Source organism: Orlajensenia leifsoniae (genome assembly GCF_004570845.1).
GTDB classification, from domain to species: Bacteria; Actinomycetota; Actinomycetes; order Actinomycetales; family Microbacteriaceae; genus Orlajensenia; species Orlajensenia leifsoniae.
Genome location: NZ_SPQZ01000013.1, coordinates 1 through 2,508, shown reverse-complemented (window position 1 = coordinate 2,508; position 2,508 = coordinate 1). Strand labels below are relative to the sequence as shown.

The 2,508-nt window shown below is 53.7% G+C and carries 2 rRNA genes; both read left to right on the top strand.

The features are described from left to right. The first annotated feature begins 293 nt into the window (after positions 1–293). Positions 294–1,820, top strand: a 16S ribosomal RNA gene (locus E4M00_RS17710). A 452-nt stretch (positions 1,821–2,272) separates the two neighbouring features. Then, positions 2,273–2,508: ribosomal RNA gene (locus E4M00_RS17705) — 23S ribosomal RNA — on the top strand; the annotation flags it as partial.

The window sequence follows — 2,508 nt, the reverse complement described above, 5'->3', positions numbered from 1 at the left end:
GTAATATAGAGAAGTTGCCTTCGAGTTGATCGCCTTTGGGTGTGAAGCGGGGAGCATCCGATCCTTGAGAACTCAACAGCGTGCACAATGTCAAATGCCAAAAACCTCGTGCAGTTTGATCCGTTTCTAGCGGTGATGATTGTGGGAGATTCCTTTGGAAAACATTTATAACAACAAAGCAAGTCAGTAATGATTTGTTCTGTCAGTTTCAAACTTGTCGTGATGTTCGCCTATTCCGGTGGCGTTGCGGCTAATTGAATGTGTCGTTCATTTCGGTGTTCGGCTATTAAGCATTTATGGAGAGTTTGATCCTGGCTCAGGACGAACGCTGGCGGCGTGCTTAACACATGCAAGTCGAACGGTGAACTTGGGAGCTTGCTCCTGGGGGATCAGTGGCGAACGGGTGAGTAACACGTGAGCAATCTGCCCTTGACTCTGGGATAAGCGTTGGAAACGACGTCTAATACCGGATACGAACTTCCCCGGCATCGGGAGGAGTTGGAAAGAATTTTGGTCAAGGATGAGCTCGCGGCCTATCAGCTTGTTGGTGAGGTAATGGCTCACCAAGGCGACGACGGGTAGCCGGCCTGAGAGGGTGACCGGCCACACTGGGACTGAGACACGGCCCAGACTCCTACGGGAGGCAGCAGTGGGGAATATTGCACAATGGGCGCAAGCCTGATGCAGCAACGCCGCGTGAGGGACGACGGCCTTCGGGTTGTAAACCTCTTTTAGCAGGGAAGAAGCGAAAGTGACGGTACCTGCAGAAAAAGCACCGGCTAACTACGTGCCAGCAGCCGCGGTAATACGTAGGGTGCAAGCGTTGTCCGGAATTATTGGGCGTAAAGAGCTCGTAGGCGGTTTGTCGCGTCTGCTGTGAAATCCCGAGGCTCAACCTCGGGCCTGCAGTGGGTACGGGCAGACTAGAGTGCGGTAGGGGAGATTGGAATTCCTGGTGTAGCGGTGGAATGCGCAGATATCAGGAGGAACACCGATGGCGAAGGCAGATCTCTGGGCCGTAACTGACGCTGAGGAGCGAAAGCGTGGGGAGCGAACAGGATTAGATACCCTGGTAGTCCACGCCGTAAACGTTGGGAACTAGATGTGGGGACCATTCCACGGTCTCCGTGTCGCAGCTAACGCATTAAGTTCCCCGCCTGGGGAGTACGGCCGCAAGGCTAAAACTCAAAGGAATTGACGGGGGCCCGCACAAGCGGCGGAGCATGCGGATTAATTCGATGCAACGCGAAGAACCTTACCAAGGCTTGACATATACGAGAACGGGCCAGAAATGGTCAACTCTTTGGACACTCGTAAACAGGTGGTGCATGGTTGTCGTCAGCTCGTGTCGTGAGATGTTGGGTTAAGTCCCGCAACGAGCGCAACCCTCGTCCTATGTTGCCAGCACGTAATGGTGGGAACTCATGGGATACTGCCGGGGTCAACTCGGAGGAAGGTGGGGATGACGTCAAATCATCATGCCCCTTATGTCTTGGGCTTCACGCATGCTACAATGGCCGGTACAAAGGGCTGCAATACCGTAAGGTGGAGCGAATCCCAAAAAGCCGGTCTCAGTTCGGATTGAGGTCTGCAACTCGACCTCATGAAGTCGGAGTCGCTAGTAATCGCAGATCAGCAACGCTGCGGTGAATACGTTCCCGGGCCTTGTACACACCGCCCGTCAAGTCATGAAAGTCGGTAACACCCGAAGCCGGTGGCCCAACCATTTATGGAGGGAGCTGTCGAAGGTGGGATCGGTGATTAGGACTAAGTCGTAACAAGGTAGCCGTACCGGAAGGTGCGGCTGGATCACCTCCTTTCTAAGGAGCATCTGGCACCCTCGGGTGTCCAGGCACGCCAGATCAGGACCGTACGTGTTCTGCTGGCAGCTCATGGGTGGAACATTGACATTGATGCCGATCGGATTGATCGGGACTCAGTACGCCACTTCGTGTGGTTGGAAAGGTTCTGGTTGAGAGGGCCGGCATGTTGCACGCTGTTGGGTCCTGAGGGACCGGATGCCATGCCTTCGGGTGTGGTGGACGAAACTCAGGACCTTCACTTGTCGGCATACATCGCCGCTGGTGGGGGTACCGCCCGTACTTTGAGAACTACACAGTGGACGCGAGCATCTTAGATTGAGGATTTCGATCCTCAATCACTAAAGATTTTAGATTCAACCCTTTGCGGGGTTGTTTCGACTAATCATTGGTCAATTTCGCGCAGTCCTTGATTGGGCTGCAATTAACGAAATCGATTCAAACTCATGTGATTTCAAGATTCTAAGAGCAAACGGTGGATGCCTTGGCATCTGGAGCCGAAGAAGGACGTCGTAATCTGCGATAAGCCTCGGGGAGCTGATAAACGAGCTGTGATCCGAGGATTTCCGAATGGGGAAACCCCGCCAGGCCCTTTGGGTGACCTGGTGACTCCCGCCTGAATATATAGGGCGGGTAGAGGGAACGTGGGGAAGTGAAACATCTCAGTACCCACAGGAAGAGAAAACAA